13 protein-coding genes are annotated in these 13,650 nt (G+C 27.7%); 5 read left to right on the plus strand and 8 right to left on the minus strand.

The window, feature by feature from the left end; genetic code table 11:
- Window positions 1-11: 11 nt before the first annotated feature.
- The gene (locus ACNSOS_RS10285; RefSeq protein ID WP_418185220.1) at window positions 12-884 is read left to right on the plus strand and encodes a DMT family transporter; all 873 of its coding nucleotides are present in this window, start codon (window positions 12-14) and stop codon (window positions 882-884) included.
- Here the strand turns inward: ACNSOS_RS10285 and ACNSOS_RS10290 are convergent.
- Window positions 881-1,804 carry an AEC family transporter gene (locus tag ACNSOS_RS10290; protein WP_418185221.1) on the minus strand — a complete coding sequence of 308 codons (924 nt, stop codon included), beginning with the start codon at window positions 1,802-1,804 and terminating at the stop codon, window positions 881-883. The two genes, ACNSOS_RS10285 and ACNSOS_RS10290, sit on opposite strands and share 4 nt — an antisense overlap.
- 85 nt (window positions 1,805-1,889) lie before the next feature.
- Window positions 1,890-3,341, minus strand: coding sequence for an acetyl-CoA carboxylase biotin carboxylase subunit (locus ACNSOS_RS10295; protein WP_113893255.1), 1,452 nt, complete (start codon window positions 3,339-3,341; stop codon window positions 1,890-1,892).
- A 291-nt stretch (window positions 3,342-3,632) separates the two neighbouring features.
- Here ACNSOS_RS10295 and ACNSOS_RS10300 point away from each other — a divergent pair, with 291 nt between their 5' ends.
- The 4 genes from ACNSOS_RS10300 (at window position 3,633) to ACNSOS_RS10315 (ending at window position 8,303) form a co-directional block, all read left to right on the plus strand.
- A complete protein-coding gene (locus tag ACNSOS_RS10300; protein WP_235826933.1) occupies window positions 3,633-5,825 on the plus strand; it encodes a TonB-dependent siderophore receptor in 2,193 nt (730 codons plus the stop codon).
- Window positions 5,826-5,910: 85 nt separating this feature from the next.
- Window positions 5,911-7,497: a PepSY-associated TM helix domain-containing protein gene (locus ACNSOS_RS10305; protein WP_418185222.1), complete on the plus strand. Its 1,587-nt coding sequence runs from the start codon at window positions 5,911-5,913 to the stop codon at window positions 7,495-7,497.
- Window positions 7,494-7,799 (plus strand): hypothetical protein, encoded by a 306-nt coding sequence (locus ACNSOS_RS10310; protein ID WP_113893258.1) that lies wholly within the window; start codon window positions 7,494-7,496, stop codon window positions 7,797-7,799. Before ACNSOS_RS10305 ends, ACNSOS_RS10310 begins: the two co-directional genes overlap by 4 nt.
- 9 nt (window positions 7,800-7,808) lie before the next feature.
- On the plus strand, window positions 7,809-8,303 hold the full coding sequence (locus ACNSOS_RS10315) for a hypothetical protein (RefSeq protein WP_418185223.1): 495 nt from the start codon (window positions 7,809-7,811) through the stop codon (window positions 8,301-8,303).
- A 9-nt stretch (window positions 8,304-8,312) separates the two neighbouring features.
- On the opposite strand, the gene ACNSOS_RS10320 is transcribed toward ACNSOS_RS10315, so the two are convergent.
- The 6 genes from ACNSOS_RS10320 to sufB are packed head-to-tail and all read right to left on the minus strand — an operon-like array spanning window position 8,313 to window position 13,483.
- Window positions 8,313-8,660, minus strand: a complete 348-nt coding sequence (locus tag ACNSOS_RS10320; RefSeq protein ID WP_418185224.1) for a metal-sulfur cluster assembly factor — start codon at window positions 8,658-8,660, stop codon at window positions 8,313-8,315.
- Between the two features lie 9 nt (window positions 8,661-8,669).
- On the minus strand, window positions 8,670-9,077 hold the full coding sequence (locus ACNSOS_RS10325; RefSeq protein WP_418185225.1) for a SufE family protein: 408 nt from the start codon (window positions 9,075-9,077) through the stop codon (window positions 8,670-8,672).
- A 1-nt stretch (window position 9,078) separates the two neighbouring features.
- Window positions 9,079-10,266 (minus strand): aminotransferase class V-fold PLP-dependent enzyme, encoded by a 1,188-nt coding sequence (locus ACNSOS_RS10330; protein ID WP_418185226.1) that lies wholly within the window; start codon window positions 10,264-10,266, stop codon window positions 9,079-9,081.
- The gene (locus tag ACNSOS_RS10335; protein WP_418185227.1) at window positions 10,259-11,290 is read right to left on the minus strand and encodes a SufD family Fe-S cluster assembly protein; all 1,032 of its coding nucleotides are present in this window, start codon (window positions 11,288-11,290) and stop codon (window positions 10,259-10,261) included. Before ACNSOS_RS10335 ends, ACNSOS_RS10330 begins: the two co-directional genes overlap by 8 nt.
- The gene (sufC, locus tag ACNSOS_RS10340; protein ID WP_418185228.1) at window positions 11,277-12,044 is read right to left on the minus strand and encodes a Fe-S cluster assembly ATPase SufC; all 768 of its coding nucleotides are present in this window, start codon (window positions 12,042-12,044) and stop codon (window positions 11,277-11,279) included. Before sufC ends, ACNSOS_RS10335 begins: the two co-directional genes overlap by 14 nt.
- A gap of 2 nt (window positions 12,045-12,046) precedes the next feature.
- Window positions 12,047-13,483 carry a Fe-S cluster assembly protein SufB gene (gene sufB / locus ACNSOS_RS10345; RefSeq protein WP_418185229.1) on the minus strand — a complete coding sequence of 479 codons (1,437 nt, stop codon included), beginning with the start codon at window positions 13,481-13,483 and terminating at the stop codon, window positions 12,047-12,049.
- Window positions 13,484-13,650 lie beyond the last annotated feature (167 nt).

A 13,650-nucleotide genomic window follows, 5' to 3' on the forward strand; every position in this document is an offset into this window, starting at 1 on the left:
TTAGGAATTATATGAAAAGTTTAAATTTTGATTTAAAATTAGTAGTTTTGATTTTTATAGTGTTATTATTTTTTGCTTCAAACTCAATTTTAGCTAGAATGGCTATTTCTACACAAAATATTGATGCTTTTACTTTTACTTTTTTAAGAATAATATCAGCTATGTTTGTTCTTTTAGTTATCTATTTTTATAAGAACAAAAATCTTAAAATAGGGCTAAAATCTAACTATCTTAGTGGATTTATGTTTTTTTTATATTCAATTTGTTTTTCATATTCATATATAAATATGCTCGCAGGTGTTGGAACTTTGATTTTATTTGCAGTTGTTCAGCTAACTATGATTATTTTAGCTCTATTTTTTAATGAAAAACTAACTCTTAATAAAATTATTGGAATAACGATAGCTTTTGTAGGACTTGTATATCTTTTATATCCAAAAAGTGATTTTACAATCTCATATTTTCATACTTTTTTGATGTTTTTATCTGGGTTTGGTTGGGCAGTTTTTAGTGTTCTTGGAAAGAAATCAAAAAATGCAACTTTAAATGCAACAGATAGTTTTTTCAAAGCTTTTATTTTTACTATAATTTTTGCTATTTTTTATCTTTATTTTTTTGAGAATAGTCTCAAAATAGATTTTCCAACTTTTATAATGGCAACTACTTCAGGTTCAATAACAACTGCTTTTGGAGTATTTCTTTGGTACACAGTTTTACCAAAAATGCAGATTATGACAGCAAGCATAGTTCAGTTAATAGTACCAATAATGGCAATATTTTTAAGTATTGTTTTTCTGAATGAAACTCTTACTTTTGAGCTTTTTCTTTCAACTATTATTATACTGTTAGGAATTTTTATAGCTTTATACAAAAAAACAAATTAATTCATATACCAATATAAAATCAATGGAATATAAAACAGTGAAATCACAGTTGAAATAAACAGTGCAACACTCATCATTTGTGGTTTTACATTTAGTAAAGTAGCTACTGTTACAGTATTTCCAGCAAGTGGAACAATAGAAAATAAAAACATAACAGTATATAAACCATCATTTAAAAATTGAATATAAGTTTTATCTATAAAAATAAAAGCAAGTACAACAACAGGCCACAAAATAAATTTTATAAACATTGCATAAGATATAAATTTCATATCAAAAGAACCATTTGTTCTTATGTGTTCAAGTCCCATTCCAACTATCATCATACCAAAAACAGTATAAGCACCTTTTAAATATTCGTTGTAGTTTTCAAAAACTTCTGGTAATTTTATCTCTAGTAAATTACAAATAATTCCTAAAATAAATGCATATAAAACTGGAAGTTTTAACATTTTTAAAAGGCTTTGTTTTGCACTAAAATTTCCTTTTGCAGTTATATAATATCCAACTGAATTTTGATATAAAAGTGAAGCTAAAACAGTAAATATAAAAACATCAACCATACTTGGTTCTAAAAATAAAATAGCTAGAGGGATTCCTATATTTCCAGTATTTCCAGTTGAGGTACTAAAAGCCAATAAATTTGCAGTATTATCACTATAAACTCTTTTAAAATATGCTAAAAGTATAAAGCTTAAAATAGAACTAAATAAAAAGAAAAATATTGGTAAAAAAAGTATTGAAGCACTTAGATTTACATTTAAAGCAGCATTGAAAATAATAAGTGGTGACAGAAGATAAAGCAAAATTTTTGCTACTGTTTCTTTATCACACTTTAAAATATATGTGCTTAAAAATCCTAAAATAATACTTATATATAAAGGGATTATTTTTCCTAAAAGAGTAAAAAATATTGACATTAAATAACCTTGGATAAATTTTTTTATAAGTATATATTATCAAGGCTTTAATTTATGTAGATTAAACAACTAAGAACAAAAGTTCTTAGTGTCTTGTAGCTATATTTTTTGAGTTAATAGTATCTATTAATTTTTTAAGATTTTGAATTTTTTCTTCTTCTTCTGAAATATTATCTTGACTATTAAGTGTGAAAATATCCATTTTTGTATCAAGATAATTTGTAGTAAATTTTCCATCTTTAAAATCTTGATCTCTTACAATTTCTCTATGAAGAGGAATGTTTGTAGGGAAACCTTCAACATAAAATTCATCTAAAGCTCTTTTTGCTTTTTTTACACAACCTTCCCAATCTAATGCCCAAACAATAAGTTTTCCTACCATTGAATCATAGTTTGGTGGAACTTTATATCCAGTATAAAGTGCAGAATCAAGTCTTACTCCTGGACCTCCTGGAGTTAAGTATTTTGTTACTGTTCCAACAGATGGCATAAATCCTTTTAATGGATTTTCAGCATTTATTCTAAACTCAATAGAGTAACCTCTAAAGTTAATCTCTTCTTGTAAGAATATCATCTTATCACCTTCAGCAATTTGAATCATTCTTTGAATAATATCAACACCAGTAATAGTTTCAGTAACTGGATGCTCAACTTGAACTCTTGTATTCATCTCGATAAAGTAAATATTGTCATCTGGATCAAGTAAGAATTCAACTGTTCCAACGCTTTCATATCCAAGTTTGAACATAGCTTTTGTTGCAATTCTATAAAGTTCTTTTCTTGCTTCATTATTCAATCTTGGAGATGGAGCAATTTCGATAACTTTTTGGTGTCTTCTTTGGATAGAGCAATCTCTTTCCCCCAAGTGTAGAACATTTCCATATTTATCAGCAATAACTTGAATTTCTATGTGTCTTGGATTTTCAACATATTTTTCAATAAATGCTTCTCCTCGACCAAAATATTTTAAAGCTTCGTTTGATGCACTTTCAAATAGTTCTTTGAAGTCTTTTTCTTGTCTTACTATTCTCATCCCACGTCCTCCACCACCGAACGCAGCTTTGATGATAACAGGAAAACCAATCTCTCGTGCAATTTTTGCACCTTCTTCAATGTCAATAATTGGTTCATCAGTACCTTCAAGTACAGGAACACCAACTTTTTTCATAGCAACTTTTGAAGCCATTTTATCTCCAAAAAGTTCTATATGTTCTGGTTTTGGACCAATGAAAATAATACCATTTTCTTCACAAGCTCTTGCAAAATCAGCATTTTCACTTAAAAATCCATATCCAGGGTGAATAGCATCACAATCAGATTTTTTAGCAATAGATATGATTTTTTCATAGTCTAAATATGCTTGAACAACATCCCCTAAAATTGGGTAACACTCATCTGCTTTTCTAACCCAAACACCTTCTATATCTACCTCAGAAAAAATTGCAACACTTTTTATCTCAAGCTCTTTACAAGCTCTGATAATTCTTAGTGCAATCTCTCCTCTATTTGCAATAAGCACTTTTTGAATCTTTTTCATATTTTTAGCCTTTTCAAAAATTTTATATATGATTGTAGAGTTTTTTTTTTATTAATTCTTCTTAATTTTTGTTAATAAAATTGTTTAAAATTGCTAATTATATTTTTAAATTTAAACAATATAAAAACTGAATGAATAACTATTATTAATTTTATATTATTTTAAGTTTAATTGATTAATATTCCGTTTACTTTTTAATAATTAGTATACTAATTATCAAAAATAAAGATAAATTCTCCTAAAGATTTATCAAAATTTTAATCAAAAAATATTAAGAAAGAAAGGAAAAAGATGAAAATCAAAATGGCAATTTCTGTTGCAGCAATGTTAGTTGCGGGGGGGGGTACTCTATTAAGTGCTGACCAAGTAAAATTAGATGAAATCACAGTAAGCGAAACAAATCAAACTACTACATATACAATTAAAGAAACTAGTTCTTCTGCAAAACTAGATTTATCTTTAAAAGAGACTCCTCAATCAATTACAGTAATGACTCAAAAGCAAATACAAGAACAAAATCTACAAGATTTAAATGATGTTATGACTCAAACTCCAGGAGTAACTTTAACTCAATATGGACAATTTGGAGCAGGATATACTTCTTATTATGCAAGAGGGACTTCTATTACTAATTTCCAAAGAGATGGTATGCCATCATCAGAGATAAATATTGGTAGATTCAATGGTTTTGTAGGATTAGAAGATACTGCTATTTATGATAGAATTGAAATTATAAGAGGTTCAACAGGACTTACAAATGGAGCTGGAAATCCAAGTGCAAGCATAAACTATGTTAGAAAAAAACCTACAAAAGAGTTCCAAGGAGATGCTAAAGTATCTTATGGAAGTTGGGATACTTATAAAGGAACTATAGATATCTCTGGTGGGTTAAATTCAAGTGATAGTATAAGAGGACGATTGGTTGCTTCTTATGGTGAGGGTGGAAGCCAACAAGATAGATATAATAAAGAAAATAGTTTAATATATGGTGCTTTAGATTTTAATTTATCTGATAATACTCTTTTAACAACATCTTTAACATATCAAAAAACAAATGTAGATAATGCTTCTCCTCATGGATTTAGTTCTACAACAAATGAAGGACATTCTAAAGCAACTTATTATTCTAAAAAACAGACAACTTTTGGAAGACATGATAATGCAGCAGCAGATTTTACATATACTGATGTGGAAAGATTAAACCTATCTTTAGGATTAGAACACTATTTTAGTAATGATTGGAAAGCAGTTGCTGGATATTCATATTCAAAAACAAAAACTGATAGACTTTATGCTATTGCTGGTTCTTCTGCTTTTTCATATGATGGGTACACAGCTTACAAAAATAATGGGAGCATTGATTATATTTTAAATCCAGGACAAATGATGGGACAGATGGGATATGTTGAGAGAAATCCTGATACTCACTCTATAGATTTATATGCAAATGGAGATTTTAACCTATTTGGAAGAACGCATAAACTATCTTTTGGTGTAAATGGTCATCAATCTAAATCAGATGATCCAGCAGAGGTTAGAACACCATTTATAGTAGATATAAATGGATGGAATGGACATATAGCAAATAGACCAACGATGCCAACAACAAAAAATAGATATGTTTTTGATGAAAAGCAAATTGGTGCTTTTGCTGCTTTAAATTTAGAATTATCTGATCCTTTACATCTAATTTTAGGAGGAAGATTATCTAATTTTGAAAGAGTAATTAATAAAGGAACAGCAACAGAACAAACACAAAAATATAATGCAGAATTTACTCCTTATTTAGGTTTAGTTTATGATATAAATGAAAATTTTGCTACTTATGCTAGTTATACATCTATTTTTAATCCAACTTCTACAGCAAAAGATACAAGTGGAAATTATCTTGATCCAGAAGAGGGTAATACAACGGAATTTGGAATTAATTCAGAATTTTATGATGGAAAATTAAATGCTAGTATTGCTTATTTTATTACAAAACAAGATAATTTAGCTGTTTCTGATACTCCAAACCTAACACCAGAAGGTACTACTGCTTTTAAAAGTGAAGATGGAGTAGAGATAAAAGGTTGGGATTTGACTGTTTCAGGGGAACTATTACCAAATTGGAATCTATCAGGAGGATATACATATACTGATGCAAAAGATAAAAATAAAGATAGATTAAGAACAGGAGAAGTACCAAAACAAACTCTTAAATTCTTTACTACTTATAAATATAATCAATTAACTCTTGGTGGAGGAATTAATTGGCAAAGTGAAGTTCATAATGCAAATTCTACTGGAATTGCAAAAGATATTAATAAACAAAAAGCTTATACGCTTGTAAATGCAATGGCAAAATATGATATTAAAAAAGATTTTAGTGTTATTTTAAATGCAAATAATTTATTTGATGAAGATTATTTATTAAATACAGGAGGTTCTCAAGCTTGGGGAGCTGAAAGAAATTATACTTTATCTTTAAACTATAAATTCTAAAAATTAAAATCGAAAATTGTATAATCCCATTTCCAAATTTGGTAATGGGATTTTTTGATTTATATAAAAGGATAAAAATATAAATATGACAGAACAATTAACAAAACAAGAAGAGAAAAGAGTTTTTAATCAAAGGCTCCAAAGAGTACATGTGGCAATAGGTATAAGCTTCTCATTTTTGATGTATATTGCACTATTCTTTGGGTTATTTGCAATATTACTTCCATATATACAAAACTGGGAAAAACCAATAAATCATATAAAAATGACAAATATTTCAACTATTGATTATGATAAGATGCTAAATCAAGTTTTGAATGATAGCAATTTTCCTAAAAATAACCCAATTACAATATCCCTTCCAGGATATCTGAAAGATCCAACTTTAAAAGTATCTACACAATTTGTATCACCAAAAATATTTGACCCAAATACAACTTTAGAATTAAAAAAAGATGAAAATATATTTGAACTTGCAAACTTTCTAAACTATATGCATTATGGAAGATTGTTTGGAGAGTTTGGTTGGTATGTTTTTGGATTTATGGCAGTAGCTGGAGTATTTTTAATAGTTGGTGGATTGATTCAAATACTTATAATAAAATATAGAGATAGCACATCTAGTCAAACAGGGACATTTTCAAAATGGCATAGAAAAATACTTATATGGACGATAGCACCATTTTTACTTATTGCAATAAGTGGTGTCTTTATGAATATAGGTAAAAAATCTGCTCCATTGATGACAACTGTTGCTACACAAGGAGAGATAAAAGAGGTTGGAAAATTTATCTTCCCAGCTATTCATCCACAAGACCCAAAAATAGATAAATCAGGTGAAACTGTAGAGATGCTTTCAATAAATGAGTTACTTAAAATTGCTCAAAATATAGCACCTGAATTAAATTTTTATAGAATTAAACTTACAAATTGGCAAGATTCAACTGCTATTGTAAAATTTGAAGGATATAATCCATATATGCCATTTTTGAATGGACTTTCAAACATACCAAATTTAGTTTTAAGTGGAGTTGATGGAAGTTTAATAAGTGAACAAAAAGTAATGGATAAAAGATGGGGTTCAATATTTTATGATGTAATAAACTATATTCATTTACTTTTTAGTGTTGATGATATCACTAGAATGGTAGTATTTTTTATAATGCTTTTTACAACTTTAGCTATTGGTTTTGGAAATTTACTTTATTTAGAGAAAAAGGCTAGAAAATTTCCTATAAATCTTCCAGTTTATCAAGGTTTAGGAAAGCTATCGCTTGCAGTTATGGTAGGTGTTATTCCTGCAACAGCTTTATTATTTGTTTTTCAATGGTTACTTCCTTTAGATATGGAGAATAAATTTTTAATAACAAAAGGAATATTTGCTACTTTTTGGTGTTTTACTTTTACATACTCTTTTTATAGATTGAACTCTTATCAAACAGCTAAAGAATTTTTATATTTGGGTGGAATTTTATTTATACTTAGTTCAATAATTCATTTTATAAATAGTGGATTTAGCCCTATTAGACTTTTAAATGAAGAAGTTTATGCAGTTTTAGTTATGGATATAGGTTTAATTTTATTTGGACTAATCTTGTTGATTATTGCTTGTAAATTGCCAACAAACAGAGATAAAATTCAAGAGTTTTGGACTTCAAAGGGTGTTAAATGAGAAATTATATTCGTAATTTAAAAATACCAGAAAAAAGTGGTAAAAAAATAGGATTGTTTAGAATCTTATGTTCAATTATTGGTGGATTAATTGTAACTTTGTTGGCAATGGCCTTACTTGTGACAATAGTTCCTATTGGAAAAGAGGATATTACACTTGCAACTATTATAATAGATGGTTCAATTTGGGCTTTGATTGCTTTTTGGATAAGTTTGAGTTCAAGTAAATATATAGCACTTCTAAGATGTCTTATTCCAAGTTTAATATTAGCAATTGCATTAATAATACTTTTTAATATATAAGGATATGAAATGATAAAAAAGATAATTTTATTTTTTGTTTTTAGTGTGAGTTTATTTTCTCATGAATTGATACTTATAGTAGAAGATAATAAAAACAATACTATTACCGTTGCGGGAGAGTTTGATACAGGAGATAGTGTCTCTGGAGCATTGATAAAACTTGAGAGTTTATCAAGTGGAGATATTCTTTTTCAACAAAGACTTCCAGAATCACAAGAAATAATAGTTGAAATACCAAAAGAACCATACAGAGTTGTACTTGATGGTGGAAGTGGACATACTTTGATAAAAGCTGGAATTGCTCCAATAGAAGGTTTTAAAGAAGAAGTAAAGCAAAATGTATCAAATCAGAATAAAAAATCATCACAAAAACAAACTATTTTAACAAAATGGGATAGCTTGACTATTACATTTTTTACTTTATGTTTAATAGCATTTTTATTGGCAATTTATTTTAGTAATAAAAATACAAATAGGATTTTAGCTCACTTAAAAGAGAGTTAAAATTCTCTTTTAAAAAGATATAGCAGCTCCACTAGCACCCATAATTTCTTTTGCATCCTCACTCATCATATGTGGTTCCCAAATTGGTTCAAATACTAGATTTACTTTTGCTTCATCAACTTCATCAACAGCAATTGCTACATATCTTACTTGCTCTATTAAACTATCAGCAACTGGACAAGATGGACTTGTAAGAGTCATATCTATTTCGCAAAACAGATAGCTTTCTCTCTCTTCTAATTCTATTTTATAAATAAGTCCTAGATTGTAAATATCAACTGGGATTTCAGGATCATAAACTTTTTTTAAATTTTCTATGATTTTATCTTTTATTTCATCTTTATTAAAAATTGACATAAATTTCCTTTAAGCGTTTAACGCATACTCTTTTATTTTTTTAATCATCCCAATAACTCCACTTTGTCTATTTGGAGTTATAACTTCACTTAATTCAAGCTCTCTTATGATATCCATATCAATTTCTTTTAACTCTTGGATTGTAGAATTTGAAAAAATATCTAAAATAATATATACCAACCCTTTTACAATAATTGCATCACTTGTACCATAAAAAAATAGTTTATCATCTTTTTTCTCGCATATTAACCAAACTTGAGAAGTACATCCATGAACTATATTTTCTGGAGTTTTATTTACTTCATCAAACACAGGAAGTTTTTTACCTAAATCAATAATATATTCATATTTTGCTAACTCATCATCAAAAAAATCTAAATCATCTTTTATATTTTCTACTCTTTGTTTTATACTCATCCTAATCCTTTAACATAGAAAGTGCTCTTTTAAGTGCAATTATCAACTTATCAATATCTTCAAAATCATTATAAAAAGCTAAACTTACTCTTATAGTACCTTTTATATTCAATTTATTCATAATTGGCATTGCACAATGATGACCAACCCTTACTGCAACTTTCATTTTATCAAGTAAAATAGATATATCATCGTGTACTATTCCAGCAAAATTGAAACTTCTTGTTCCACTACAATCTTTTATATCATTGTAAAAAATTATATCAGGAAGTTTTTTTAGTTCATCATCAAGATATTTTAAAAGTTCATTTTTTCTTGTTTGTATAGTTTCATAACCAATATTTTCTATATATTTTAAAGATTCTTTAAAAGCTATAACTCCCGCAATATTTTGAGTTCCTGCTTCAAATTTATAAGGAGAGTTTAAAAAAGTAGTTCCTTTTTCAAAATCAACTGTATGTATAGTTGCTCCACCTGTTTGATAAGGTTCTACAATATCTAAAAATTTATCTTTTATATATATTGCTCCAACTCCTGTTGGACCAAAAGTTTTATGCCCTGAAATAACAAAAAAATCACAATCAAGTTCTTGAACATCTATTTTAAAACTGCTTAAACTTTGTGCTCCATCTACCATAACTACACAATCATAAGAGTGTGCTAAAGATATAATTCTTTTTATATCGTGAACTTTTCCAAAAGCATTTGTAACATGAGCAATACTCACAAATGAATTAGGATTTTGTTTTAAAATTTCTTCAAAATGTTTAAAATCAAAATCCAAATTAGAGTTACAATTTACAACTTCAAGTCCTGAACCTTTTAATCTACCTTGCATATGCCAAGGCACAATATTTGCATGGTGTTCTAAACTTGAGATAATAACAGTTTTAAAATTTATTGCAAAAGATGAAGCTATAAAATTTATACTTTCAGTAACACCTTTTGTAAAAATTATCTCTTCTTTTTTATTTGCATTTATAAATTTTTGTAAAGTAATTCTCGTATTTTCAAACTCTGTTGTAGCCGTTGCAGCATCTCCAAATCCACTTCTATGAGTATTTGAACAGTATTTTGTATAATAATCAACTGTTGCATCAACAACACTTTGTGGTTTTTGAGTTGTTGCTCCATTGTCTAAATATACAGTTTGTGAGTGTTGAAAATATGGAAAATCTTTTTTATACATATTTTTCTCTTTTATAATTATCAATAAACTCTTTTATTTTTTCATTTTTCAAATTATTTCTAATAGAACTTTCAAAGGCAACTAAAAGCATATCATAAGCTTTATCTTTTGGAATACCTCGAGCAGTTAGATATAAAAGTTGTTCTTTATTTAGTGTACCAGTTGTTGTACCGTGGCTAGCTTCTAGTTCATCAATATATATTTCTAAATGTGGTTGAGCAAAAATTGTAGCATCATCACTTAATAAAATAGAGTTACAATTTTGAAAAGCTTTTGAATAAAGTCCTTCTTGATTTACTATAGATTTTATTTTTACAACCGCTCTTGAGTTGTCTTTTAGGCTATTTTTATAGTTTATATTACTTCTTGAACTTTTGTTATTGTGTACAGTTTTTACCAAAGTTGAAGAGTTTGCTTTGTCTTTTAGTTTTAGTAAGCCGTTCAATTCATAGTTTATATCTTGTGAATTTATATTGTTTTCAAAATTATTTACGACAAAACCATCTCCAAATTCAAAATTTGTGATCTCTAAATTTGACTTATCATCTTGTGAAGTTTTTAAAGAGAATATTATAGAGTTTTCTAAAACTATATCTTGAACTTTTACATACTCTAAGTTTGCTTTTTTTCCTAAATCTAAAAATCTATTTACAAAAAATGCAGAGTTTGTAGAGTTTGAGTTAAAAACTTCTATAATTTGTGCTTTAACTCCATCTTTAACTTCAATTTTTAAAGAGTTTGTAAATGCTATTTCACTCTCATTTAAAGTATGAATTAGAATAATTGGCTCTTTTGTATCTTCACTTATTGTTAAAATTTTTTGATTACTGTCCAAATTTTTTGTTATATCAAATAAAATACTATCATAAGAATTTTCATCTTTTTGTGATTTTAAATCAAGGCTAAAATTCGAAGTTTTAACACTTTTAAAATCATAAGAAAAAAGAGAAGAGAAATCTATTCTTAAAAACTCTTCATCTTTTTTTTGTGGTAGTTTTAAATCTTGAAAATTAATTACTTGCATTATTTATTCCTAATGCCTCAAAACCTTTCTCATCTAGTTCTAAAGCCAAACTATAATCTCCAGTTTTAGCAATCTTTCCATCACTCAAAATATGTACAAAATCAGGTTTTATAAGCTCTAAAAGTCTATCATAGTGAGTAATCATTAAAATAGATTTTTTACCATCAAGCATAGAGTTTATTACATTTGCTACGATTTTTATTGCATCTACATCTAGTCCACTATCTATTTCATCAAGCATTATTAAATCAGGTTGTAGCATTAAAAGTTGTATAAGCTCATTTCTTTTTTTCTCTCCACCACTAAACCCATCATTTAAATCTCTTTGTAAAAGTTTTCTATCTATATCAAATTTTGAAGTCTCTTCTTTTACTAGTTTTAAAAACTGCATTGCATCTAGTTCTTCTTTTCCTTCATAGGCTCTTTTTGCATTTATTGCTGTTCTTAAAAAGTAGCTATTATTTACTCCAGAAACTTCAACAGGACTTTGAAAACTCATAAAAATACCTTCATTTGCTCTTGTTGAAACATCCATTTGCAATAAATCTTTATTTTTAAATGTTATTTTCCCACCTGTTACTTCACAGTCATAATGAGCTGCTAAAGTTTTAACTAAAGTAGATTTACCTGCACCATTTACTCCCATTAAAGCATGAACTTCTCCTGGTTTTATATCTAAGTTTAAACCTTTTAAAATATTATTATCATTTATACTAACTTTTAAATCTTCAATTTTTAATAAACTATTACTCATAATTAACCTACACTTCCTTCTAATGAAATATTTAATAACTCTTTTGCTTCAGCTGCAAACTCCATTGGTAACTCTTTTAAAACTTCTTTACAAAAACCATTTACAATCATAGCTATTGCATCTTCTTCATCAATTCCTCTTTGATTTAAGTAAAATAGTTGTTCATCTGAAATTTTTGAAGTTGTTGCTTCATGCTCTATATTTGCACTACTATTTCTTATCTCGTGATATGGATAAGTATGTGCTTGACATTTATGTCCTATTAAAAGTGAATCACATTCAGAAATATTTCTTGCATTATGAGCATTTTTACCAACTCTTACCAATCCTCTATATGCATTTACACCTTTCATAGCTGAAATACCTTTTGAAATAATTGTTGATTTTGTATTTTTACCTAGATGTATCATTTTTGTACCAGTATCAGCTTGTTGGGCTTTTGAAGTAATAGCAACAGAGTAAAATTCTCCTACACTATTATCTCCTTGAAGTACACAAGATGGATATTTCCAAGTTATACTTGAACCAGTTTCTACTTGTGTCCAAGATATTTTAGAGTTATCACCTTTACATAAACCTCTTTTTGTTACAAAGTTTAAAATTCCACCTTTACCATCTTCATCTCCTGGAAACCAGTTTTGAATAGTAGAGTATTTTATATGACCATCTTTTAATGCACACAATTCAACAACAGCTGCATGAAGTTGTCTTTCATCACGGCTTGGTGCAGAACAACCCTCATTATATGAAACGTAACTTCCTTCATCACAGATTATTAATGTTCTTTCAAATTGACCTGTATTTAAAGCGTTTATTCTAAAATAAGTTGAAAGTTCCATTGGACATCTAGTATGTGGTGGAATATATACAAAACTTCCATCTGTAAAAACAGCACTATTTAAACAGGTAAAATAGTTATCTGAAACTGGAACAACACTTGATAAATAAGTCTTTACTAAATCTGGAAATCTATGTGCAGCTTCACTTATAGAGCAAAATATAATTCCTAATTTTTCAAGCTCTTCTTGATAAGTTGTTTTTACTGAAACTGAATCAAATACTGCATCTACTGCAACACCAGCTAACATTTTTTGTTCTTCTAGCGGAATTCCTAATTTTTCATAAGTTTTTAATATTTCTGGATCAACTTCCTCTAAAGAGTTTAAAGCTTTTTTAGGTGCTGAAAAATATGCATAATCTTGGTAATCTATTTTAGGAAACTTAAGATTTGTCCAAGTCGGTTCTTCCATAGTTAGCCATTTCTTATATGCTTTTAATCTAAATTCTAAAAGCCATTGCGGTTCTTCTTTTTTTGCACTTATTGCTCTTATAACATCTTCATTTAAACCTTTTTCAAAAGTATCACTTTGAACTAAAGTTTCAAATCCAAGTTTGTAATCTTTGTTTAAAATGTCATGTATTTGCTGATTATCACTCATGACTTCTCCGTAAAATTTATTTGATTTTAAATAGGACAGAATTTATCCTGTTTGAATAATATCAAAATAAGTATATAATGTAAAGGCATAAATACAACTAAAGCGATTTTATTGCTATGCAAATATAGAAATAACTCCTATTTAAAGGGAGTTTGTAATTAAGATAA

This window comes from Aliarcobacter vitoriensis (assembly GCF_048320235.1).
In the GTDB taxonomy this organism is placed as follows: domain Bacteria; phylum Campylobacterota; class Campylobacteria; order Campylobacterales; family Arcobacteraceae; genus Aliarcobacter; species Aliarcobacter vitoriensis.